The sequence below is a fragment of the Streptomyces yaizuensis genome (genome assembly GCF_034961445.1).
GTDB classification, from domain to species: domain Bacteria; phylum Actinomycetota; class Actinomycetes; order Streptomycetales; family Streptomycetaceae; genus Streptomyces; species Streptomyces yaizuensis.
The window spans coordinates 394,590-418,223 of sequence record NZ_BSBI01000005.1 but is presented as its reverse complement, the minus strand read 5'-3'; the positions used below and the strand labels follow the sequence as shown (position 1 = coordinate 418,223).

Here is a 23,634-nt window from a genome sequence, read left to right as displayed (position 1 = left end):
GAGCCCGAGGAGGCTCCGGACCACGGCGGACCGCCCCGTTCCGGGTCCTCACAGCCGGGACAACTCGTCCACCAGGTCGTCAAGCCCCAGCGACCCCTGGGAGAGCGCCGCCATGTGCCACGCCTTCGCGTCGAACGCGTCACCGTGCGCCGCGCGCGCGTTCTCCCGGCCCGTCAGCCAGGCCCGCTCGCCCAGCTTGTAGCCGATCGCCTGCGCCGGCATCGACAGATAGCGGGTCATCTCGCTCGCCACGTACTCCGCCGGATGGCCGCTGTGCCGGCCGAAGAACTCCTCGACCAGCTCCAGGGTCCAGCGCTCGCCCGGACGGAACGGCGAGTCCGCCGGGATCTCCATGCCGACGTGCATCCCGATGTCGACGATCACCCGGCACGCGCGCATCATCTGGGCGTCCAGATAGCCGAGCCGGCGCTCGGGGTCGGGCAGGAAGCCCAGCTCGTCCATGAGCCGCTCGGCGTAGAGGGCCCAGCCCTCCACATTCGCGCTGACCATGCCGAGGGTGGCCTGGTAGCGGGAGAGCCGGTCGGCGACGTGCACCCACTGCGCCAGCTGGAGATGGTGTCCCGGTACGCCCTCGTGGTACCAGGTCGACACCAGGTCGTAGACGGGGAAGCGGGTGGCCCCCATCGTCGGCAGCCAGGTCAGCCCGGGGCGGGAGAAGTCCTCCGACGGAGCGGTGTAGTACGGCGCGGCGGCCGTGCCGGGCGGGGCGATGCGCGACTCCACCCGCCGTACGGGCGCGGCGAGTTCGAAGTGGGTGCCGTCCAGCGCCGTGATGGCCTCGTCCATCAGGCCCTGGAGCCAGGTGCGCACCTCCTCGACGCCTTCGATGTGGCGCCCGTGCACGCCGAGATGGGCCAGCGCCTCCCACGGGCTCGCGCCGGGGAGGATCCGGCCGGCCTCGGAACGCATCTCCGCGAGCAGCCGGTGGTACTCGGCCCAGCCGTACGCGTACGCCTCGTCCAGGTCGAGGTCGGTGCCGTTGAAGTACCGCACCCAGCGGGCGTACCGCTCGCGGCCCACGGTGTCCGGGGCGTCCGCCACGGCGGGCAGATACACGTCCCGCATCCAGTCGCGCAGCGCGCGCAGGGCGCCGGTGGCGATACCGGCCGCCTCGCCGAGGGCGGCCCCGAGGCCCGTGGGCGCCTCCGCCACGAACCCGTCGAACCAGCTGCCGTCCGTGCCGATCCACTCCGTCAGCTGGTCGATATTGGTCCGGGTGGCCCGGGGGCCGCCCGGAAGCCCGCGCTCCAGCCCCAGTTCCAGCGAACTCCGGTAGCCCGCCAGCGCGGCGGGCACCGCGCGCAGCCGCTGCCCCACCGCGGCCCACTCCTCCTCGGTCCCGGTGGCCATCACCGTGAACGCTTCCCGCACCCAGTGCAGCGGTGAGCGGACATTGCTCACCATGCGCAGGTCCTCGCCCGCCTCGTGGATGGCGAGTTCGGCCGTCAGCCGTTCCCGCAGCAGCCGGCCGCAGCGGCGTTCGATGTCGCTGTCGGCGCCCGGTTGCTTCTCCGCATCGTCGAGCCTGGCGAGGGTCTCCCGGGCGAGCGCGGCGCGGGCCGCGTGGCCCTCGGGGGAGTAGTCGGGGAGGAAGGGGGCGCTCTCCTTGAGGCCCAGGTAGGTGCCGAATGTGGGGTCGAGTTCGATGAGGGCGTCGACATGGGCGTCGGCGACCTGGCGCGGCAGCGAACTGCTGGGGATGACTGACATGGACACATCCTCAAACACGGGGGGTGGTCGTGTCACCATCGTCCGGTCGGCCCGCCGTTCACCGCCCGACCTGCCGTGAAGTGGCCGGATATCGGCCGGTGGGGCGATGCCCGACTGGCCGGACGGTCAGCGCGCAGCCGCCGGCCGTGTGCTGCGGGCCGATGGCCGACCGCTGTGGGTCGGCCGCCGTCGGCCGCCGGTCGACCACCGCGTGCCCGGGGCCCGGCACGCCCCGGGGCGCGCCGGTCGGGCTCAGCGCTCCACCCGGCCCCGCGCGGGACCGGCCCGGCCGGCGTCACTGGTCAGGGTGGCCGTCAGCACCACGGTGCCCTCCTCCACCTGGTAGTCCAGCGGCAGACCGAGGCCGCGCATCGCCGCGACCATGCCGGTGTTGGCGGCCTGGGTCACCGCGTACACGCTCCGGCTCCCCGCCTCCCGGGCCAGCACGACCAGCCGGGCCAGCAGCTCGGAGCCGATGCCCCGGCGCTGCCAGGCGTCCTCCACCAGCAGGGCGATCTCGGTCTCGTCCCCGTCCCAGAGGAGGTGGCCGAGGGCCACCAGCCGTCCCGAGGCCGTCCGGACGGCGAGCGTCCGGCCGAACCGGGGGCTCAGGAGATGGTCGAGATAGCGGTCGGCGTCACCGACAGGGCCGTGGTAGCGCCGCCGCAGGGTCTCCTCGGAGCAGCGCTGGTGCAGTTCCCGCGCGGCCGCCAGATCCCGCTGGTCGGCATGGCCGATGGTGATCGCGTTGCCCTCGGGCAGGGTGAGCACGTCCTGTCCGGTCGGGACCCGGGGGCCGAGCCGGGCGTCCAGCTCCAGCAGCGCGCGGGCCCGCGCGAACTCCGCCGGGGTGAAGGGGAGATGGTGCCGCTCCACCTCGATGGATCCGCCCCGGGGGTCGCGGAACCGCATCACGGTCCCCTCCAGCGACCCCTCCACGGGCGGCAGGTCCCCCGCGGGCCGACCGGTGGGGGAGACCGCGGGGCGGGAGTGGACGGTGCAGCGGCCCAGCAGCTGCCGCAGGGCGAGCGGCAGTTCGGCGGCGTCCAGCGCGGTGCGGGCGGCGAGCCGCAGCACCCGGGTCGGGGTGTCCACCAGGTCGTGGGCGTCGGCCCGCTCGATCCAGGTGCCGCTGCCGCCCGCAGCCGCGACCTTCCCGGTCAGCCGCCGGGGCGGGAGCGCGGCCGGGGCGCGCAGCAGGAACTCGTCCACCGTGCCGTCGGCGAGCGGATGGGTCTGGAGCGCCAGGATGTCCACGTCGAGCGCGGCGAGCGCGGTGCAGAGCGCGGCGAGAGAGCCGGGCTCGTCCCGCACGGTGGTCCGCATCCGCCAGAGCGTGGTGTCGCCCGCGGGGCCGTGCCGCTGTGCCGGGTCCCGTGGCTCCGGCCCCGGCGCGGGCTCCCCGGCGCCCGGTTCGGGAGGCGCGTCGGCGTCGGCGGTGCTGTCGGTGCTGTCGGTGCTGTCGGTGGGGATGGTGGGGATGGTGCTGTCGGTGGTGCGGGGGGTACGGGTGCTGTCGATGGTCGGCGCCGTATCGCTTGGAGGGGCATGGCTGTGGCGGTGTGCCCACCAGGTGTGGAAGGCCGCGGTCGCGACGAGCGCCAGGGCCGAGAGCACGAGCAGCGCGGGTCCGTCGGGCCCCCGCGCGACCAGTTTCGCGATCGCGTCCGCTGCCGCCACGGCGGTGAACACGGCGGCCAGTTCGACGAGGTCCCGCCGCCAGGGGTGGCGGCGGCGGGCGCTGGGCGCCGCGGGAGCGGCGGATGTCACTTGGGTCATGACATCACTCTCACCGAACCGTGTTGCACGATCACCAACGCATTGTGACCGATGGGTTAAACGGACTTCTGGGATGCTATGCGCTATTTCTCGCCGTTTCTGGCGCGGAATGATCGCTGTGCCGCCGCACGGCCGTGAGCAGCCGCTTCGCCTGGGTCACCCGCGCCGACGTCCCGCCCCGCGCGACCAGCTCCGCCAGCCCGGATATGAGCCCCCCGGCCCCCTCCGCGCCCCCGTCGCCGCTGCCCGCGCCCCCGTCGCTCAGGCCCGTGCCCGCGCCCGTGCCCGTGCCACCGGTCACTCCACCCGTCACTCCAACGGCCGCCTCCCCGGCATCGTCCGCCCTCCCGCCGGCCCCGGCCGGGAAAGCACCCGGCGCTCCGGGCCTGTGGCGCTCCGCGCACTCGGCCGCCACCCCCAGCACCTCGCCCAGGCTGTGCGGCACGGGCCGCATCGCCAGCAGCGCGGGCAGGGCCGCCGCCAGTACCGCCCAGGTCGTCGTGTACGCGCCCGTCGCGGCGGCGGTACGGGTGGCGTCCGCCAGACGGTTGGGCTTGAGGCCGTCGTGCTGCACCATCGCGCCCAGCAGGCGGCCGAGCAGCGCCGGATCCAGCTGCTCCCGGGCGGCCAGCACCAGCAGCGCGTCCACCGCGCCCAGCCGGGGCCCGGAGCCCGCGGCGCCCAGCCCCAGCGCCACGGCCCGGTGCAGCTCCGGACCGGCGACGCCGTCCGCCTCGCCCTCGGCGAGCCGGACCAGCGCTCCCGTCATGGCCCGCCACTCCGCGTCGTCGGTGTACTGGCCCGTCGGATTCCCCAGGGAGGTCCGCAGCCACGCCGCGACCGCCTCCCGGTGGTGCGGCAGGGTCCTGATCCACCAGGAGGCCAGCCGCTCCGGCGCGATGTACCCGTCGGAGCAGCGGTATCCGTGACGGTGCCCGGACCGGGGCACCTGCCCCAGCCAGCGGAACGCCGGGGGAAGCTCCTTCTGGACATCGGTCAGCTGCCGGGCGTGCCCGGCCAGTGCGCGGGCCGCGCGCGCGGTCACACCCCGCAGCCCGCCGGGCGCCGGCCCGTCGGCTGCGCCCACCGGGTTCAGCAGCGCGGGCAGCTCGGGGCCCGTCCCCTCCAACCAGGCGGCCAGCCGGTCGCCCTCCTCCGTCCCCAGCAGGGCCGCCTCCTTCGCGGCGGGGCCGCCCGTGCCCGCCGCGACCCGCAGCAGCGCCTGCGTGAAGTCCACCGGAGAGGGCTTCACCCCGAGCCGCACGTACTCCCGCAACCGCTCCACCAGGGTCTCCGGGTCCAGTGCCCCCGTGTCCCACGTCGGCGTCGCCAGCAACAGTGGCAGGGTTTCGGTCCGGATCCGCCAGGCGACCTCCCCCAGCCGGGCCGCGGCTGCCGCGCAGATGCCCTCGACCACGCAGATTCCGGGCCCCGCGGTCCGGTTGGCGACCTTCCGCAGCACCTCCGCCGGCACCGCCCCGGCCGCCGCGGCGATGATCAGTTCGATGCCGGCCGAGCCTTGCGCCAGCCGGCCGGCGAGATTGCGGTTGTGGAAGTGCGACGGCTGGAACCACCACCGCTCCCCGAAGGTCTCCCGCAGGCCCTCGGTCAGCTCCTCCCGCTCCGTGTACGCCAGCCGGACCAGCCCGTCCACCACCCGCTCGGCGGCGGTCGGCTCCGGCTCCCCGTCCACCACGGTCACCAGGTCGGAGAGCAGTTCGGCGACCGAGTCCGGTGGCGGGGGAAGCCTGCGGCGGCCCGGCACGGCCGGCAGTATCTCGCCGCCCGCGTCCGCGGTGTCCTCGGGGAGCAGGTCGCCGAAGACGGCGGTCGCCGTCTCCCGGTGCGCCGGGCCCAGCAGGGCGGCCGTGTCCGCCAGCTCCCGGCGCACCTCGTCGGGCACGTCCGCCAGGTGACGGGCCACCAGCTTCAGGGCCCGCTCCTGCACCCCCGTGTCCGCGTGGCCGAAGGCGTCCCCGGCGGCGCGCAGCAGCACGGCGACGGCGTCGGGGTTCTTGGCCTTCGCCCGGACCCGGACCGCCTTGCCCAGCACCGTCAGCTGCGCCCGTACCAGCTTCTTCTCGGTACGGAAGAACACCGCGCCCGAGGTCTCCGCCAGCTCGTGCGCCGACAGCGCGCCGCTCTCGGCCAGCGCCCCCAGCACCCCCTGGGCGTGGGCGGCCACCGGGCCCGCTCCGTCCGCCGCCATTCCCATCCAGTCGGGGATCCGGGCGCCCTGCTCCTGGGGTGTGAGGGCCAGCGCCCGCAGTACGGCCAGGAAGACCTTCAGATCCTGGGGTTTGCCACCGCGCAGCAGCCGGGAGACACAGCCGTCCACGACCACCGGCCGCTCGACCGCGCCTGCGTCCGCCAGCCCCGCCAGGACCTGCGGCCAGTGCCGCGGATTGTCCGGCTCCGCCGACCACTGCACCTCCGGGGGCAGCTCCGGCAGCTCGAACAGCCGCGTCACCAGGACGGACAGCTCCGGCTCCAGCGTCAGCCCTCGGTGCAGCGCGTGGTGCCGCGTCAGATGGACCGCCCAGCCGCGGACATAGCCGTCGCTCGTGGGCACCGGACACCGGGTCGTGTCGACCAGCTTCCGGATCAGGACGTAGTCCTCCTCGCCGGTCGACGCGCGGGCGGCGAGCCGGTGCGCGAGATCGCTGAGCCAGACCGTGTCCCGGCCCGCCAGCGCCTCCAGCACGGCGGGCACCACCGGCGGATCCCCAGGACCCCGGGAGATCCGCAGATCCCGGGCGCCGATCCAGGTCGCGGCCGCCGCCGCGCCCGGGTGGCACCCCGCGCCGGCGACCATCAGCGCGGTGGCGACCCGCCCGCGCTTCTGCCACTCCTGCCAGTCCCAGCCCCGCAGCTCGGCCCGGAGCGCCTTCAGCTCGGGCAGCAGCTCCTTCCGCTCGGCCGGGGTCAGCGGGGCCAGCGCCTTCGGAACCTCCCGGAAGGAGCCGCTCCGGACGAGGTGGAGAACCGTGCTCATCGTGCGACCCCCGCCGTACCGTTGTTGCCGTTGCCGTTGCCGTTGCCGTTGCCGTTGCCGCTGCCGCTGCCGCTGCCACTGCCGGCGGCCGGGGCGGCGGCCGTCGCCCCGCGCCGGACCATGTGGACCGCCAGGGCGTGCTTGCACGGGCCGCGCCCGCCCTGGTGCTCCGCCCACCAGACGCAGGTGCACCACAGCCGCCCGCCCCGCTCGCCCACCCGGTAGACCTGCGGACCCGAGACCACCGTCGCCGCGTCCCCGTCGCCGCCCAGGGTCACCGCCCCCGCCGCCACCAGCTCCCGGGCGCTCAGCAGCCGCGGATTGTGCTTCTCCGCGCGCCGCGCGTCATAGGGCAGCTCCCGGTGGAAATAGGCCGCGTCCGCCACGTCGTACCCCACACGGCCCGCCGTGCCCAGGCGCACCAGCGCCGCCCGCACCCGGGCCACCGGCAGACCCGACCGGTCCGCCAGCTCCGACGGGTCGATCTCCGGCTCCCACGCGAGCAGGACCGAGATCAGCTCCGCGTCCTGCTCCGCCTCCTCGGTGGCCAGCGCCTCCAGGACACCGCCCTCGCCGGAGAACCCGCGCGTGGTGTCCGGCGACAGCGTCAGCGTGAGCCGCATCCCCGGCAGCACCACCTCCCACGCCCCCGGCGCCGGGGCGGCACCGGTGCCCGCGGGCCCGTACACCCGCAGGGCGGTGGCGTGCCGCAGCACCCGGTGCAGAGCCGTCAGCCGCTCCGGGCCCGGCAGACAGACCGCGCCGGGCACCGGCCGGGTGGTCGGCCGCAGCGTCCCGCCCGCCGGGACCACCCAGGTCGCGCCCCGCGACGCGCGGCCGAAGGAGCGCGGCAGCGACCGCAGGAACCGCACCGCCTCCGGGCCCGGCAGCTCGGCGCGCAGATCGAAGTCGGCCGTCGCGACCTGCGCCTCCGCGAAACCGCGCAGCCAGCGGTCCGGCAGCGGCACCTTCTTCTCCACGACCGGCCCTTCGAGGGTGGTCACCTCCATCTCCCCGGGCCCCACCCGCAGATGGAGCGGGCTGTCGCCGGTCATCCGGGAGAGCGCCTCACGCAGCGGATTGTTCACATCCACATTGGTGGTGCCATGACCGGTCTCCCGGCCCTCCAGACCGTCCCGCAGCACGTCCAGCCGGGCGTAGACCCCGCAGCAGCCCGAGAAGGACTCGAAACGCAGCCGGTCCCCGTTCCCCGTGACCACCGGGTCCAGGAGCGGGCGCGGCGTCGGATCCGTGTAACGGGCGGCGGCCACATCGGCGACCGCGAGGAGGGCGCGGGCCGCGGCCTGGGGCGAGGAGAGGAATCCCGAGAAGAAGGCCGGGTGGGCCTGGGCCCCGGCCGGGGTGAGCCCGCCCGAGGTCTCCAGGCCGAGAAGTGCGCCGTCGGCCCCGGACTCCAGGGCGGACGGCCGGGTGTAGGCCAGCGCCTGCATCGTTCGCGTCATGAAAACGACGGTAGGACCCACCACTGACAACGGCCCGGCCCGACCTCGTCAACCCCGCCTGCGTACAGGGGTTTTCGCAGGTGGGCGCGGGTAGGGCGCGGGTAGAGCGAGGGGCGGCCCGGCGGACTCCCGCCCGGCCGCCCCACCTCTCGGCCCGCCCCCGGACCGCGCCCCTGCCGCCCGGCCCGCTCCCGGACGACGCCCCTGCCGGCCCGGCCCCAACCCTCCTACTGGCCCACCCGTCCCGGCTGGAGCGTCTTCGTGAACAGCACCGTCCCGCCCTCCGCGCGCAGTCGCACCGTCAGTTCCCCGCTGCCCCCGTCGACGGCCACCTCGCCGAAGTACTGCGGGGACTCCATCGGCGACACGTTCGCCCGCTCCGGCGCCCGGACGAACACCCGCTCGGGCCCGAAGGTGGCGTCCAGCGCGTTCGCCGGGAAACCGCCCGCCGCCAGCGGCCCCGAGACGAACTCCCAGAACGGGGCGAAGTCCCGGAACGCGGCCCGCTCCGGCGCGTAGTGCTGCGCCGCCGTGTAGTGCACGTCCGCCGTCACCCAGAGCGTCCCTGTGATCCGGCGGTCCCTGATGAACCGCAGCAACCCGGCGATCTGCGACTCCCGCCCCAGAGGCGCCCCCGGATCGCCCTGCGCCACCGCCTCGATGTCCGCCGCGCCGTCCGGCACCACCAGCCCGATCGGCATGTCGGCGGCGAGCACCTTCCACACCGCCCGCGACCGCTCCAGCTCCCTTTTCAGCCAGGTCAGCTGCGCCGCCCCCAGAATGCCTTGCTGATCGCGCGCCTGGAGCCCCGGCGAGTTGGCGTTCCGGTACGAGCGCATGTCCAGCACGAACACATCCAGCAGCGGCCCGTACCGCACCACCCGGTGCATCCGCCCGCCCCGCCCCGGCGGCCGTGCCGCGTCCATGGGGAAGTACTCGCCGAACGCCCGCAGCGCCCGCGCCGCCAGCACGTCCACCCTCTTCTCGGAGTAGCGCGGATCGTCGAGGATCTGCCCCGGGTACCAGTTGTTCCGCACCTCGTGGTCGTCCCACTGGGCCACCGTCGGCACCCGCGCGTTGAAACGGCGGACGTTCTCGTCGAGCAGGTTGTAGCGGAAGTTTCCCCGGAAGTCGCCCAGCGACTGCGCCACCCGGGACTTCTCCTCGGTGGTGACATTCCGCCACACCCGGCCGTCCGGCAGCGTCACCCGGGGCTGGATCACCCCGTCGGCGTAGATCGTGTCCCCGCTGCACAGGAAGAAGTCCGGATCGAGCCGGCGCATCTCCTCGTACACCCGGAAACCGCCGATGTCCGGATTGATGCCCCAGCCCTGGCCGGCGATGTCCCCCGACCACAGGAAGCGCACCCCCCGGCCGCGCCCCGCCGGAGCGGTGCGGAACGACCCGTGCACCGGTTCACCGGTACGGCGCGGATCCCCCGGGTCGGCGAGAATCACCCGGTAGTGGATCCGCTCCCCGGACGGAAGCCCGTGCAGCGCCGTCGTGCCGGTGAAGTCGGTCTCTGGCCCCAGCAGCGGCCCGCGCACCCGGCTCACCTTCCGGAACGAGTCCGTCGCCGACACCTCCACGGTCATCCGGGCCGGACGGTCCGAACGCACCCACACCAGGCCCGACGAGGCCGTCACCGCCCCGGACTGCACCCCCCAGGCCGCCCGGGGCCGGCCCCCGAGCGCCAGCGCGGGAGCGGCGAGCGGCACCGGCAGCACCAGCGCGGCGGAGCCGGCCGCCGCACCCCGCAGCAGGGAACGGCGGCCGGGGCCGTCAAAGCCGTGCGCACCGGCGCGGCGCGGCAGGCTGAACGTCATGGTGGACCTCCAGAACGGGTCGGGCACGGAGCGGCCCGGGGAGCCCCGGCGGACCGGTACGCGCCACGGCACGCACCGGCCCCGGCCGGGCGGCCACCGGGGACGCTGTCCAGCCATGCGTACCGCCCGCTCCCGAAGCCCCGCGGAACTCCATCTGAACACCGCGCCACATCACCGCGCCGTCTCCCGCGCCAGCAGCCCGACCCCCCGCACGATGTCCGACGGCGCCAGATGGGCGTACCCCAGAACCAGCCGCACCCCCGGCTCCCGCACCGGCACCAACGCGTGCGCCGACAACCACCCCACCGTGACACCCGCCCGTGCCGCACCCGCCGCGAACCGCTCCTGCGGGCCGTACCGCTCCGGCAGCCCCACGATGACATGAAGCCCCGCCGCGATCCCGCTGACCCGCGCCCCCGGGAACTCCGCCGCGAGCGCCCCCACCAGCGTGTCCCGCCGCTCCCGGTACGCACGCTGACAGCGGCGCAGATGCCGGTCGTAACCACCCCCGCCGATGAAATCGGCCAGCAGCGCCTGATCGAGCGCAGGATTCCCCATGTCCAGCGTCCGCTTGCGCTCCACCACCTCCTCCATCAGCCCGCCGGGCACCAGCAGCCAGCCCAGCCGCAGCCCCGGCGCCAGCGACTTGCTCACCGACCCCGTGTACGCCACCCGCTCCGGATCCAGCCCCTGGAGCGCGCCCACCGGAGCCCGGTCGTAACGGAACTCCCCGTCGTAGTCGTCCTCCACGACCAGACCGTCCACGGAGCGCGCCCACTCCAGCAGCTCACCCCTCCGCCGCGCCGAATACGCGATCCCGGTCGGGAACTGGTGCGCCGGACTCGTGGACACCGTCCGCACCCCCGAACGGCGCAGCGGCCCCATCGCCAGCCCCTCGCCGTCGAGCGGCAGCGGCACCATGTCCAGACCGGCGGCCCGGAACAGCGGGCCGTGCCCCGGACTCCCCGGATCCTCCACCCCCAGCACCGACTGTCCCCGCCCGGCCAGCACGAACGCCAGCAGCGTCATCGCCTGCGCCACCCCCGAGCACACCACCAACCGCTCCGGATCGGCCACCACCCCCCGCCGCCGCGTCAACAGCGCCGCCAGCGCGGTCCGCAACTCCGGCAGCCCCCGCGGATCCGGATAGCCGAGCGCCCGGTGCGGCAACCGCGCCAGCACCGAACGCTGCGCCGCCGCCCACGCGGCCCGGGGGAACAGCGACAGATCCGGCGTCCCTGGCCGGAAATCGACCCGCGCGCCCGGCCCCGCACCCCTTGGTGCCAGATCCCGGGCCGTCCCCGCACCCGCCCGCGCCGCGTCCCCCACCCAGGTGCCCGCACCGCGCTCGCTGCGCAGATAGCCCTCGGCGGTCAACTGCTCGTACGCCTCCGTGACCAGCCCCCGCGACACCCCCAGGTCCACCGCCAGCTCACGACTGGACGGCAACCGGGTACCCGCCGCCAGCCGCCCCGAACGGACCGCGTCCCGCAGCGCCGACTGGAGCGCCCGGCCCCGCTGCCGCGCGGGCGCCCCCGCGGCGGGCAACAGCAGCTCCCAGGGGGTGGCGGAGGGCAGGGGCGCCGCTGCGTCCCCCCGGCCCGCGCGGCCCTTTGGTGCACCGGCCGGCGAAGTGGTCCCCGATGACGTCATGGAAGTGGACCTTAAAGGGGACCGCCCCGCTCCCTAGCGTCGGCACCATGAACCATCCGCCACAGACCCGGAGCACCGCCCGCACCACTCTTCAGGGAGTGCTCCTCGTCTCCTTCGCCTACTGCCTCGTCGGGGCCTCGTTCACCGCCAACAGCGTCCTCGGTGACTACCCCTACGCCGGCGGGCAGGCCGTCCGCTACGCCCTCGCCTTCCTCCTGCTGCTCCCGCTGCTCGGCGGCCGGGCGGCCCTCGGGCCCGTCCGGGCCCTCACCCCGCGCCAGTGGGGACGGATCGCCCTGCTCGCCGCCGTCGGCATGGTCGGCTTCAACCTCGCCGTGCTCGCCGCCGAACGCACCTCGGAGCCGGCTGTTCCGGGAGTGTTCGTCGGCTGCGCCCCCGTCATCGTCGCCGTCCTCGTCCCCCTGATGGAGGGCCGCCGCCCCACCCGGCCGGTCCTGTACGGGGCCCTGCTCGTCGCGGCCGGCGCCTTCACCGTCCAGGGCTGGGGCCGCACCGACACCCTCGGCGTCGTCTGGTCGGTCGCCGCGCTCCTCGGCGAGGTCGGGTTCGCCGTGCTGGCCGCCCCCGTGCTGCGGCCCCTCGGCCCCCGGCTGCTCACCGCCGTCGTCTGCGCCGTCGCGGCGGTGGAGTCGGCCGTCATCGGCGTCGCCGTCGACGGGGATGCCTGGGTACGGATGCCCGACCAGGGCGAGGCACTGGCGCTGCTGTGGCAGGCGGCGGTGGTCACGGTGATCGGTTTCGTCGCCTGGTACATGGGTATTCAGCGCATCGGCGCGGAACGGGCGACCCTCTTCACCGGGCTGATCCCCGTGGCGGCCGCGCTCACCGCGCCCGTGGTGGGCACCGGGACGTTCGGCGCCGCCCAGGCCGCGGGCGGGGTGCTCGTGGGCGCGGGCGCGGTCCTCGGCTCCGGCATGCTCCGCCCCGGCCGCCGCCGCCCCGCAGAGACCGGCTCCCGTCCCGCAGGCCCGGGCCGCCGCGATCCCGGGCGGGGCCCCCGCCGCCCCGCCGTCTCGGCGCCCGCCGCCGTCCAGCAGCCCCCGGGCGACGAGAGCGGGGTCGTCGCTCATCGGGACGGGCCCGCACCCGGGCAGCCGCACCGGCCGCGCACCGGGGACGGCCCGCCTGGTCCGTAACCCCTGACGCCGCCGCAGCAGCCGGTCCCGGGTGCCCCGGCCGATGGCGACGGGGCAGCCCGGGACGTCCCCGTCCGGACCCGACCTCCCGCCCCGCCGCGAGCGCTCGTTCACCACCGGACGCCTCGCGCAGGGCGAGAGTTTCGGCCACGGCTGAGTTCGCCGACCGATGGCTACCAGCCGATGTCCGATGTCCGATGCCCGATGCCCGATGTCCGCCGACCGCAGTCCCGGCCGCGCGTGAACGGCACCCGTCGGCGCCGTCCGCCCGGCCACCGATCAGGACAGCCCCTCGATGACCGGAACCGGCATTGCCCGCGCCCCCGCCCGCGGCGCCTTGAGCGCGGCGAAGGCGAAGACCCGCTCGCTCTCGCTCCCGAAGCCGGCGGGGGACAGCGCCGTCACAGACCGCGCGCGACCGGTCCGTCCCGGCTCCAGCGCCGGCAGCCCGCCGAGCGAGTCTCCCGCCGTGCGCGGGCGTTCCACCCCGAGGGCCGCACAGAGCGAGCCAAGTACGGTCCCGGCGCTGGAGAGACGGTAGGGCACCCCGTCGGGCGGCGGCTGGGAGGCACCGGACCCCGGCAGATCCACGGCTGTGACAGCACGCCCGCCCGCGATGATGTCCATCGCCGGCTCCCGCGCCTGCCCCTGGTGCCCTCTGCCGCGCAGGAGCGGCAAGGGCTCTCCCGCGCCATTCCTCTCGTACGCGACGGACACGGTCCGCTTGCCCCGGGGTGACGCGATGGAGAGGGAAATGTCCGCGACCACGTGTGTTGCTCCCTCGTGTCGCCCCTGCTCGGAGCTTGTAGACGGCCTGTCAGCAACAATTACCTGCGGGTAGCATCCGCTTCGGGGGGTCGACATCCGGGCGTGCGCTGTCGACCCGACGAATCCGGCCGAGAGACATATGACGCACCCGAGTCGCCTGGACACGGGGGGTGTGCGTCGGTTGGGATGGAGGGGTGGCGAACCGGACCCCGACCGATGTCCCCGACGATCACCGTCCCCTCTTCGTGTCGACGGCGGCGGCCTTCCGCATGCCCGCGCGCACGGCGGGGCGGGGTGTCGTGGACAGGGTCCCGGGTGTGACCCCGGCCCGATGTCGTGGGGTCGTCCGGCGTTCTCCGGCCGCCGTCACCGGCGGAATCCGGCAGCTGCCACCCGGCACTTCGACCCTCGCGGGGCGCCCGATCGGCGATGGCGGGGACGGAGCGGGTCCGGAGCGACGGATAATGGTGGGCACGGAGCCCGCCGGACGGTGCGTGGTCGCCGTCGGAGGGTTGGTTCCGGACATGGGGAACCGGTCGGCCGGGAGCGACGACGCCCCGGTCTCGGCCGTACGTTCCGCTGCACAGCCGGACAATGTCGTCCAGCCGGGTCGTACGGGTGAATGCGCGTACGGTGCCGACATGGTGCGCAAACCCGACGAGAGCGCCGGGGTGACGTTCATGTGAGCCCGTTCGCGCACGTCAGAGCCCTGTCCAAAAAGACGTGGGTCTCGGGCGGTGCGCGTTTGACTGGGTGCTAACAGCCTGTGAACGCTTCCCCCGTCGAGTCGACTTACCCGGGTGACAAACGCAGGATTGGTCTTGACCAAGGTGCCGCGCCACCCTATGGTCGGCAGTGATAGTGCAGGAACCTTTAATAAACAAGGGCGCGAAAAAGCCGCCGCTGACACGGCGAATGCGGAGGATCAGGGTGGGGACCACGCAGCTGGAATCAGTGCCGGAACCAAAGTACTGGCACCTCAAGACCGTGATCGGGGAGGCGCTCGACTCCGATTTCTCGGTGGGCGAGATCCTTCCGAACGAACGGGACCTCGCAGCGCGGTTCGGGGTCGCCCGCGCGACACTGCGCCAGGCCCTCGAACAGCTCGAACTGGAAGGACGACTGCAACGACGCCGCGGTGTGGGCACGACCGTCGCGCCACCGCGCATGGGGGTGGATGTCTCCACCACCCAGCAGGCGTGGCCGGGTTCCGCCCAGGACGCCTGGCAGTCGTTCGACTGCGTCAAGGCCGTGCCGCCCGCCTCGGTGGCCCGGCTCCTCGGCACGGACGCGGAGGAGGAGACGTACACCCTCCGCCGACTGCGTGTCACCCACGGACAGCCGGTCGCGGCCGAACAGCTCTACGTACCGGCGGCGTCGGTGCCCGAGCTGTCGGCCATAGACGTGCCGTCCGGGCCGGCCCGCGCCCGCGTGGTCCTGCGCGAACTCCAGCGGCTCGACCTGGAGGGACAGGACCGGGCGGTGGAGCTGGGCTCCGCCCGCGCCGACGACGCCAAGGAGCTGGACAGGCTCCCGGGTGCGCCGGTTCTGGTGGTCACCACCCGGTACTTCTCCGGCGGCCGGACCGCCGCGGTGACGGTGGCGACTTACCGGGCCGACACCTGCCGGCTGACCTTCGGGGCCTCCGGTGACGTGGAGATAAGCCATCACGAAGAGGCGCGCCGCGCCTCCTGAGCACCGTTCCGCGCGTCCTGACGGCCCGTCGCACTCCGCCGGGCCGTCAGGGTGGCGCCGGGACACGGCTGTACGCGCAGGCCCGCCGTGACGACCCCCTGTGGGTCCGTCACGGCGGGCCTGCGGCGTCCGCGGCATCCCGGGACGCCGTGGGGGCCGCGTGCCGTGCACGGGCCCCGTGGCGCGTTCTCAGCGGCTGGTGGCCGCCCTGCCCTCCACCGCGAACAGCTCCTCCTCGACATGGTCGAGCGCCAGCCGCAGCGCGCCCGTCGCCACCGCCGCCTCCCGCAGCAGCGACAGCGTCACCCTCGGCGGCCGCAGACAGTAACGCGCCAGCTCCTCCCGGAGGGGATCCAGCACCCCGTCGAGCCCCGCCGCCCAGCCGCCGATCACCACCAGCTCCGGGTCGAGCGCCAGCACCAGCGCCGCCACGTCGTGCACCAGCCGCTGGATGAACCGCTCCACCGCCGCCCGCGCCCGGGGGTCGCCCTGCTTGGCCAGGGTGAACACCTGCGCCACCGCGGGCTCGTCCAGCGGGTGCAGCGGCTCGTCCGTGGTCGACAGCAGCGTCTCCGGGGTCACCTCGCGCCCCAGCAGATGCAGCGCCCCGATCTCCCCGGCGGCGCCGCCGAAGCCCCGGTGCAGCCGTCCGCCGATCAGCGAACCGGCGCCCGGGCTCAGCCCCGCCAGGACGAAGACGACGTCGTCCGAGTCCTTCGCCGAGCCCTTCCAGTGCTCCGCCACCGCCGCCGCGTTGGCGTCGTTCTCCACCAGCACCGGGCAGCGGAACGAGCGCTGGAGCCGCTGCCCCAGCGCGAGACCGGTCCAGCCCGGCAGCGCCGTGCCCAGGCGTATCGTTCCGTCGGCCTCCACGATGCCCGGCGTCCCGACGCCGACCGCGCGCAGATTGGTCCGGGCCACCCCGGCCCGGCGCAGCACGTCCGCGATCACCTGGCGGACCCGTTCCAGCCGCTCGTCGGCCGACGCCGCCTCCGAGACCTCCCGGGACCCCGCGCCGATGATCCGCCCGTCCAGCCCCGAGACCAGCGCCGCGACCCGGTGCGGGCCGATCTCCACGCCCAGCAGATGACCCGCCTCGACGCGGAACCGGAAGCGCCGCGCGGGCCGGCCCTGGCGCCGTGTCCCGCCCTCCTCGGGCTCCGACTCGCTGACGAGTTCCGCCTCGATCAGCCCTTCGATCACGCCTTCCACCGTGGGGCGTGACAGCCCCGTCAGCCGGGTCAGATCCGTGAGCGTCGGGGAACCGGCGTCCCGCAGCGCATGGAGTACCACCGCGGAGTTGATCCGCCGCAGCAGAGACGGATCCCCGCCGGTCAGCCGCCCCACCATGTGTCCTTCCAGCCCTCACTCGCGCAGTTCGGGCGTGTGTGTCTGCCGGATCGTACTCGGTCGCCCGTCCGACGTGCACGAATCGATGCAAGGGATGCAACGGGCACCGCTTGCCGTTTGCCGCTCCCCGGGCGGGTGGCGCCTTCTCTTCTGAGGCGTCGTCCGGCCCGTCACCGCTATGGGGACGCCGGGGATTCAGGGGCCTGTGGTGCCTGTGGGGACTGTGTGCCAACTGGGTCCCCGACCGAACCGGAACCGGAACCGAAAGCAGGACCAGGACGGGAATCGGAACGCGAACCGGAAGGAGAATCGGAACGCGAAGGGGATCGGGGTACGGGTCCGGGCCCGGCGTCCGGCGCGAACGCCTCCGCCCGCAGCCGCCCGAACTCCCCGGCCATCGCCTCGGCGCTCCAGTGGGCGTTCAGTCCGCTCGGATTGGGCAGCACCCAGATCCTCGTCCCGCCGATGGTCCGCTCCTGCGGCCCGATCCGCGCCTTCGGCTCCCCGAACGCCGTCCGGTACGCGGTGATCCCGACGACCGCAAGCCACCGGGGCCGCAGCCGTTCGACCTTCGCCCGCAGCAGCCGCCCGCCCGTCCGGAACTCCTCGGCGGCCAGCTCGTCGGCGCGCGCGGTGGCCCGCGCGACCACATTGGTGATGCCGAGCCCGTACCGCAGCAGCTCCCGCTCCTCCGCCGGCAGCAGCTGCCGGGGCGTGAACCCCGAGCGGTGCAGCACTGGCCAGAAACGGTTGCCCGGCCTGGCGAAATGATGTCCTGTGGCCGCCGACATCAGCCCGGGGTTGATACCGCAGAAGAGCACGGCGAGTCCGTCCGCGACCACGTCGTCGACGAGGCGGCCGCGGGCGGCCTCCAGCTCCTCGGGTCTCAGAGGATCGCCCCGGGGGCGTACTCCGCGGCCTTCGGGTGTTCCGCCACGATCCCCTCGATCCGCGCGACCACGGCCGCGACCTGGTCGGCGGCGGCGCCCGTGAACGACAGCTTGTCCGCCATCAGCGCGTCCAGCGCCGCCCGGTCCAGCGGAATGCGCTCGTCCGCGGCGAGCCGGTCCAGCAGCTCGTTGCGCTCCGTGCCCTGCTCGCGCATCGCGAGCGCCGAGGCCACCGCGTTCTCCTTGATCGCCTCATGGGCCTCCTCGCGGCCCACCCCGGCCCGTACGGCGCCCATCAGGACCTTGGTGGTGGCCAGGAACGGCAGATAGCGGTCCAGCTCACGGGCGATCACGGCGGGGAAGGCGCCGAACTCGTCCAGCACCGTCAGGAAGGTCTCCAGGAGCCCATCGAGGGCGAAGAACGCGTCCGGCAGCGCGACCCGGCGCACCACCGAGCAGGAGACGTCGCCCTCGTTCCACTGGTCGCCCGCCAGCTCGCCCGTCATCGAGGCGTAGCCGCGCAGGATGACCATCAGGCCGTTCACGCGCTCACAGGAGCGGGTGTTCATCTTGTGGGGCATCGCCGACGAGCCGACCTGGCCCGGCTTGAAGCCCTCGGTGACCAGCTCGTGCCCGGCCATCAGCCGGACCGTCTTGGCCACCGAGGAGGGCGCGGCGGCCAGCTGCACCAGCGCGGAGACCACGTCGTAGTCGAGCGAGCGGGGGTAGACCTGGCCCACCGAGGTGAAGGCCCGCGCGAAGCCCAGGTGCCCGGCGACCCGGCGCTCCAGCTCGGCGAGGTTCGCGGCGTCCCCGCCCAGCAGGTCCAGCATGTCCTGCGCGGTGCCCACCGGGCCCTTGATCCCGCGCAGCGGGTAGCGGGCCAGCAGCTCCTCCAGCCGGCCGTACGCCACCAGCAGCTCGTCCGCCGCCGTCGCGAACCGCTTGCCCAGCGTCGTGGCCTGCGCGGCGACATTGTGCGAACGTCCCGCGACCACCAGCTCCGCGTACTCGGCGGAGAGCCGGCCCAGCCGGGCCAGCACCGCGACCGTGCGGTCCCGCACCAGCTCCAGCGACAGCCGGATCTGGAGCTGCTCGACGTTCTCGGTGAGATCCCGGGAGGTCATGCCCTTGTGGATCTGCTCATGGCCGGCGAGTGCGTTGAACTCCTCGATCCGCGCCTTCACATCGTGGCGCGTGACCTTCTCCCGCTCGGCGATCGACGCCAGGTCCACCTGGTCGAGCACCCGCTCGTAGTCGGCGATCGCCGTGTCCGGCACCTCGATGCCGAGATCCTTCTGGGCACGGAGGACGGCCAGCCAGAGCTGCCGCTCCAGCCGTACCTTCTGCTCGGGGGACCACAGCGCGGCCAGCTCCACCGAGGCATAGCGGCCGGCCAGGACATTGGGGATACGGGGCTTCGCCGTCACAGCAGTCACATGGCCAGATTCTACTGGCGGTTCGTGCAGGCCAGCGCCCCGGTCCCCTTGGTGCTTTGCTACGAGAGCCCACCGGCCGCCGCCGTGGGTCCCGGAGGCGTCCGGACGGCGGGCCCGGCCCCGCTAAACCAGGCCGCCCGGCCCCTCCCGCAGATCACCCGGCCGGTGCGCCGGGGACGAGGACGGGAACGGGGACGAGGACGGGGACGCGGACGGGGGCGGGGACGCGGACGGGGGCGGGAGCGGCACCGCGTCGTACGGCAGCAGCTCGGGCCGCTTGGGCACCAGGCCGTCCCCCGAGGAGCGGCCCGTGAGGCGGCGTCCGACCCAGGGGCCCAGATGCCGCCGGGCGAACCACAGGTCACCGGCGCGGCGCGTGGCCCAGCCGGGCACCGCCGCCGGCGGCAGAGCGGCCGTCCAGTCCTCCTGGGCCGGGAAGCCGAGTGTCTGCCAGACGGCCTCCGCGACCCGCCGGTGCCCCTCGGGGGTCAGATGCAGCCGGTCCACGTCCCACAGCCGGGGGTCGCCGAGCACCCCGGAGCCGTACAGATCCACGACCAGCGCGCCGTGCCGGGCGGCCAACGCGTCCACATGGGCGAACAGCTCCTCCATCCGGGGGCGGAACCGGTCCATCACCGGACCGTTCCGCCCCGGGCTGCGCATCAGCACCAGCGTGCGGCAGGACGGGGCCAGCAGCTCCACCGCCCGCGTCAGCCGACCGCGCACCCGGTCCATGTCGCAGCGGGGCCGCAGAGTGTCGTTGAGCCCGCCCACCAGGGTCACCAGGTCGGCCCGCATGGCCGCCGCCGGCTCCGCCTGCTCGTCGGTGATCTGGCCGATGAGCTTGCCCCGGACGGCGAGGTTCGCGTACCGGAATCCGGGGGTACGGGCGGCCAGCCGGGCGGCGAGGAGGTCCGCCCAGCCCCGGTACGAGCCGTCCGGCAGCCGGTCGGACATGCCCTCGGTGAAGGAATCGCCCACCGCGACAAAACTGGTGTAGTCGGCATTCATCTGCATGGCGAGCCGATCGTACCGCGCGGTACGTGCCTCTCCGGGACCACCCGGACCGCCCGGACCACCCGGACCGCCCGGACCGGCACGGCGGCGACCGGGGACCCGGGCCGCCCGGACGCGCGACGGCCCGCTCCCCCTCCCGGCCGTACGACGGTGGTACGTCAGTCGTACGTCGGGGAGGGGCGCGGGCCGCCGGCGGGGGCGCGGGTCAGTCGGTCCGGCCGACCAGCTCCCGCAGCACGTCCTCCATGGAGACCAGGCCCACCGGGGCGCCCTCCTCGTCGACGACCGCCGCCAGATGGGTCCGGCTGCGGCGCATCGCGGTGAGGACGTCGTCCAGGGGCGTCACGGCCCGTACCCGGGCGATCGGCCGCAGCGCCGACACGGGGAAGGGCACATCGCGCGGAGTCGCGTCGAGCGCGTCCTTCACATGCAGGTACCCGACGATGCCGCGCGCGGCGTCCCGCACGGGGAACCGGGAGAACCCGGACTCCGCGGACAGCTGCTCCAGCTGCTCCGGCGTGGTGCCCACCTGCGCGTACACCACCCGCTCGACCGGCACCACGACATCGCGCACCGGGCGTCGGCCCAGCTCCAGCGCGTCGCGCAGCCGCTCCGCCGCGCGGTCGTCCAGCAGCCCCGCGTCACCCGCGTCGGCCACCATCCGGGCCAGCTCGTCGTCCGAGAAGGTCGCGGCGACCTCGTCCTTCGTCTCCACCCGCAGCAGCCTCAGCAGCGTGTTGGCGAAGGCGTTGATCGTGAAGATCACCGGGCGCAGCGCGCGGGCGACCGTCACCAGCGGCGGGCCGAGGACCAGCGCGGTCCGCGTCGGCTCGGCCAGCGCGATGTTCTTCGGCACCATCTCGCCCAGCAGCATGTGCAGATAGGTCGCCAGGGACAGCGCGATCACGAAGGAGATCGGGTGGATGGCGCCCTCGGGCACACCCAGCGAGTGGAACACCGGCTCCAGCAGATGGGCGATGGCGGGCTCGGCGACGATACCGAGCACCAGGGTGCACAGGGTGATCCCGAGCTGGGCCGTCGCCAGCAGCGCCGATACATGTTCCAGACCCCACAGCACACTGCGGGCCCGTCGGTTTCCGGCCTCCGCCTCTGGCTCGATCTGGCTGCGGCGTACCGAGATCATCGCGAATTCGGCGCCCACGAAGAAGGCGTTGACCACCAGGGTCAGCAGACCGATGAGAAGTTGGATCGCGGTCATCGTCCGGCCTCCCCGCCCGGGTCGGTGTCGTCGGCGGGCGCGGCGGCGGGGGCGTGCATCAGCACCCGCGCGGCCCGCCGTCCGGAGGCGTCGACCACGTCGAGCCGCCAGCCCTCCAGGTCGATGTGGTCGCCCTCGGCCGGGATCCGGCCCAGCTCGGTGGCGACCAGCCCGGCCAGGGTCTCGTACGGTCCCTCGGGCACCTTCAGCCCCACCTGCTCCAGCTGGTCGGTCCGGGCGGCGCCGTCCGCCGACCAGAGCGGGCGGCCGTCCGCGTCCTCGCCCGCCGGGGCGAGGTCGGGGGTCTCGTGCGGGTCGTGCTCGTCGCGCACCTCGCCGACGACCTCCTCCACGATGTCCTCCATCGTGACGACGCCGGCCGTGCCGCCGTACTCGTCGATGACCACGGCCATCGTGGAGCGGCCGCCGAGCCGGTCCATCAGCCGGTCCACGGTCAGCGACTCCGGCACCAGCAGCGGTTCGCGCAGCAGCTCGGAGACGCGGGTGCGCGGCCGCCGCTCGGCGGGGACCGCGAGGACGTCCTTGATGTGGGCGACGCCGACGACGGTGTCCAGATTTCCCCGGTAGACGGGGAAGCGGGAGAGACCGGTGGCGCGGGTCGCGTTGGCGACGTCCTCGGCCGTGGCCTGGACGTCCAGGGCGGTGACCTGCACCCGGGGGGTCATCACGTTCTCGGCGGTCAGCTCGGCGAGGCTCAGGGTACGGACGAACAACTCGGCGGTGTCCGCCTCCAGCGCGCCCTCCTTGGCCGAGTGCCGGGCGAGCGCCACCAGCTCCTTGGGGCTGCGGGCGGAGGCCAGCTCCTCGGTCGGCTCCATGCCGAGCCGCCGCAGGATCCGGTTGGCGGTGTTGTTGAGATGGCTGATCAGTGGCTTGAAAGCGGCGGTGAAAAGCCGCTGCGGCGTCGCCACGACCTTCGCGACGGCCAGCGGGGAGGAGATGGCCCAGTTCTTGGGGACCAGCTCGCCGACGACCATCAGGACGACGGTGGAGAGCGCGGTGCCGAGGACCAGGGCCACCGAGGAGGCGGCCGAGGGGGAGAGCCCCAGGTCCTCCATCGGGCCGCGGATCAGCTTGGCGATCGAGGGCTCGGAGAGCATGCCGACGACCAAATTGGTCACGGTGATGCCGAGCTGGGCGCCGGAGAGCTGGAAGGTGAGCCCGCGGACCGCCTTGAGGGCGCTCGCCGCTCCGCGCTCACCGCGCTCGACGGCGCCTTCGAGGTCACTGCGCTCGATGGTGGTGAGGGAGAACTCGGCCGCGACGAAGACGCCACAGGCGAGGGCGAGCAGCAGTGCCACGATCAGGAGGAGCACTTCGGTCATCGGGTCACCTCCGTCCCACGCGCGCAGGGGGGAACGGGGAGGGCTCGATGTCGGCTACTGGGAGGCTCGTCCATGGACGGACGCTCACACCTTTCGTTGGGGTTCGGGCGATCTTCCCCATCGTAAAGGACCGGTAAAGACCTCGTAGGGGAAGGGTCGTACCAGACTATCGGGCCCGCCCTGGACCCCGCCCGGGGTGCGCCGGGAGGGTCCAGGGCGGGCCGGTGCCGACGGGTGCCGATCCGTGCGGGCCGGGGTCCGTCAGTGGCCGGCGGCGGGCTCCGCGTACGGCTTCACCCAGCGCCGCCAGCGCTCCTCGCGCCGGTAGCCGGCGGCCTCCCAGACCCGCTGGGCCAGCTCATTGACCTCCAGCACCATGGCGTCCCCGCGCCGGCCGCCCACGGCGGTGAACCGCTCCTCCGCCGCCGCCAGCAGGGCGGTGGAGATGCCCCGGCGGCGGTGCGACGGCAGGACGGCGAGCCGGTAGAGGGAGCAGCGCCAGCCGTCCCAGCCGGCGATGACCGAGCCCACCAGCTGCCCGCCGGACTCGGCGAGGATGAGGGCCCCGGGGTCGCGCTGGATCAGCCGGGTGACCCCGTCGACATCGTCCGTGATGCTCGTGCCCTCGGCGGCCAGCGCCCAGAAGGCGAGGACGGCTTCGGCCTCGTGGGTCTCCGCGGTACGTATCCGTAGATCGTTCATGAACCGAGCCAAGCATGGGCCGAACGGATCCCACCAGCAGATTTTCCGGTGGGGGCGGGACGGCGCGCGGGAATCATCCGCCGGAGACGAAGCAGAACTCGTTCTCCTCCGGGTCCAGCAGCACCTGGAACCGGCCCTGGGGGTCGGCGACCACCGGACCGGACCGGGTCGCTCCGAGCGCCACCGCCGCGTCCGCCGCCCCTTCGAGCCCGTCGCCGTCGCCGTCCCCGTCCCCGTCGTCCGCGCCCGCGGTCCGCCCGGTGGCCCCGGTGGCCCCGGTGGCCCCGGTGGCCCCGGTGGCCCCGGTGGTCAGGTCCAGATGGATCCGGTTCTTGGCGGACTTCCCCTCCGGCACCCGCTGGAAGGCGATCCGCGCCCCGTCCGGCGGGTCCACGTACGACCACGACGGGTCGCGGTCCACCGGGTCGCCGCCGAGCAGCGCCGCCCAGAAGCGGGCCAGCCGGGCCGGGTCGTGACAGTCGAAAACGATCTCGCTGACCTGTGCGCGCATCCGTCCAGCGTAGATCGCGCAGGGATCCCGACGCCCGCCGGACGCGGCGCCGGGTATCGCCGTAGGCCGTCGGTGGCGGATGTCGGCGGCGGA

The 23,634-nt window shown here is 74.2% G+C and carries 15 protein-coding genes and 2 pseudogenes; 2 read left to right on the top strand and 15 right to left on the bottom strand.

The features are described from left to right. Positions 1–48 precede the first annotated feature (48 nt). From SYYSPA8_RS15450 to pdxR, 6 genes are all read right to left on the bottom strand, one after another. Positions 49–1,731: a DUF885 domain-containing protein gene (locus SYYSPA8_RS15450; protein WP_323447729.1), complete on the bottom strand. Its 1,683-nt coding sequence runs from the start codon at positions 1,729–1,731 to the stop codon at positions 49–51. Between the two features lie 252 nt (positions 1,732–1,983). Next, positions 1,984–3,510 carry a GNAT family N-acetyltransferase gene (locus SYYSPA8_RS15445; protein WP_323447728.1) on the bottom strand — a complete coding sequence of 509 codons (1,527 nt, stop codon included), beginning with the start codon at positions 3,508–3,510 and terminating at the stop codon, positions 1,984–1,986. A 76-nt stretch (positions 3,511–3,586) separates the two neighbouring features. Next, positions 3,587–6,505 carry a DUF7824 domain-containing protein gene (locus SYYSPA8_RS15440; RefSeq protein ID WP_323447727.1) on the bottom strand — a complete coding sequence of 973 codons (2,919 nt, stop codon included), beginning with the start codon at positions 6,503–6,505 and terminating at the stop codon, positions 3,587–3,589. Next, on the bottom strand, positions 6,502–7,968 hold the full coding sequence (locus SYYSPA8_RS15435; RefSeq protein ID WP_323447726.1) for an SWIM zinc finger domain-containing protein: 1,467 nt from the start codon (positions 7,966–7,968) through the stop codon (positions 6,502–6,504). Before SYYSPA8_RS15435 ends, SYYSPA8_RS15440 begins: the two co-directional genes overlap by 4 nt. A gap of 227 nt (positions 7,969–8,195) precedes the next feature. Beyond that, complete coding sequence (locus tag SYYSPA8_RS15430; protein WP_323447725.1) at positions 8,196–9,794, bottom strand: alkaline phosphatase D family protein; 1,599 nt, start codon at positions 9,792–9,794, stop codon at positions 8,196–8,198. A 171-nt stretch (positions 9,795–9,965) separates the two neighbouring features. Beyond that, entirely contained in the window at positions 9,966–11,447 is a 1,482-nt protein-coding gene (gene pdxR, locus SYYSPA8_RS15425; RefSeq protein ID WP_323447724.1) for a MocR-like pyridoxine biosynthesis transcription factor PdxR, read from the bottom strand. A 47-nt stretch (positions 11,448–11,494) separates the two neighbouring features. Here pdxR and SYYSPA8_RS15420 point away from each other — a divergent pair, with 47 nt between their 5' ends. Continuing rightward, positions 11,495–12,604 (top strand): DMT family transporter, encoded by a 1,110-nt coding sequence (locus tag SYYSPA8_RS15420; RefSeq protein WP_323447723.1) that lies wholly within the window; start codon positions 11,495–11,497, stop codon positions 12,602–12,604. Here the strand turns inward: SYYSPA8_RS15420 and SYYSPA8_RS38385 are convergent. After that, positions 12,494–13,372: pseudogene (locus tag SYYSPA8_RS38385) on the bottom strand (alpha/beta fold hydrolase); the annotation flags it as partial. The gene SYYSPA8_RS15420 and the pseudogene SYYSPA8_RS38385 sit on opposite strands and share 111 nt — an antisense overlap. A 930-nt stretch (positions 13,373–14,302) precedes the next feature. Between SYYSPA8_RS38385 and SYYSPA8_RS15410 the strand changes: the two are divergent. Then, positions 14,303–15,067 (top strand): GntR family transcriptional regulator, encoded by a 765-nt coding sequence (locus SYYSPA8_RS15410; RefSeq protein ID WP_323447721.1) that lies wholly within the window; start codon positions 14,303–14,305, stop codon positions 15,065–15,067. Between the two features lie 189 nt (positions 15,068–15,256). On the opposite strand, the gene SYYSPA8_RS15405 is transcribed toward SYYSPA8_RS15410, so the two are convergent. The 8 genes and pseudogenes from SYYSPA8_RS15405 to SYYSPA8_RS15370 all read right to left on the bottom strand — a co-directional run bounded on the left by SYYSPA8_RS15405 (position 15,257) and on the right by SYYSPA8_RS15370 (position 23,541). Continuing rightward, positions 15,257–16,414: an ROK family transcriptional regulator gene (locus SYYSPA8_RS15405; protein ID WP_323447813.1), complete on the bottom strand. Its 1,158-nt coding sequence runs from the start codon at positions 16,412–16,414 to the stop codon at positions 15,257–15,259. A gap of 353 nt (positions 16,415–16,767) precedes the next feature. Further along, positions 16,768–17,307 (bottom strand): annotated as a pseudogene (mug, locus tag SYYSPA8_RS15400) (G/U mismatch-specific DNA glycosylase); the annotation flags it as partial. Continuing rightward, a complete protein-coding gene (purB, locus tag SYYSPA8_RS15395) occupies positions 17,304–18,746 on the bottom strand; it encodes an adenylosuccinate lyase (RefSeq protein WP_323447720.1) in 1,443 nt (480 codons plus the stop codon). The gene purB and the pseudogene mug, both read right to left, overlap by 4 nt. A gap of 123 nt (positions 18,747–18,869) precedes the next feature. After that, positions 18,870–19,763, bottom strand: a complete 894-nt coding sequence (locus SYYSPA8_RS15390; protein ID WP_323447719.1) for an SGNH/GDSL hydrolase family protein — start codon at positions 19,761–19,763, stop codon at positions 18,870–18,872. A gap of 205 nt (positions 19,764–19,968) precedes the next feature. Next, positions 19,969–20,982 (bottom strand): hemolysin family protein, encoded by a 1,014-nt coding sequence (locus SYYSPA8_RS15385; protein WP_323447718.1) that lies wholly within the window; start codon positions 20,980–20,982, stop codon positions 19,969–19,971. Beyond that, positions 20,979–22,328, bottom strand: coding sequence for a hemolysin family protein (locus SYYSPA8_RS15380; protein WP_323447717.1), 1,350 nt, complete (start codon positions 22,326–22,328; stop codon positions 20,979–20,981). The genes SYYSPA8_RS15385 and SYYSPA8_RS15380 overlap by 4 nt, the downstream gene beginning before the upstream one ends. Positions 22,329–22,589: 261 nt before the next feature. Beyond that, positions 22,590–23,030 (bottom strand): GNAT family N-acetyltransferase, encoded by a 441-nt coding sequence (locus SYYSPA8_RS15375; RefSeq protein WP_323447716.1) that lies wholly within the window; start codon positions 23,028–23,030, stop codon positions 22,590–22,592. Between the two features lie 73 nt (positions 23,031–23,103). Further along, complete coding sequence (locus SYYSPA8_RS15370) at positions 23,104–23,541, bottom strand: VOC family protein (RefSeq protein ID WP_323447715.1); 438 nt, start codon at positions 23,539–23,541, stop codon at positions 23,104–23,106. Positions 23,542–23,634: the final 93 nt, after the last annotated feature.